Annotated in this window: 1 pseudogene; it reads left to right on the forward strand. The window is 55.0% G+C overall.

Annotated features, from left to right (window positions below):
- A pseudogene (locus tag ACWPAB_RS15510) lies at nt 1-240 on the forward strand (hypothetical protein); the annotation flags it as partial.

A 240-nucleotide genomic window follows, 5' to 3' on the forward strand; every position in this document is an offset into this window, starting at 1 on the left:
GCTGCCACTAGCTACGCGAGTGATGCTACTAAAGCTGCTAGCTCGGCAAGTTCGAGTGCTGATGTTGCTGACTCTGCTGCAACGAAGTACCCGAATGATCCGACAATCTCTAGTGCAACTGATGCAGCGAAGTCAGCCGCAAGTATCGCGTCCAGTGCTGCAACAGATGCTAAGAGCGCAGCCCAAGCGGGCGATGACTCAACGGCATCCAGTGCCGCCTCAGTTGCAAAGAGTGCTTCT

The sequence above is a fragment of the Lacticaseibacillus sp. 30 genome, assembly GCF_053819265.1.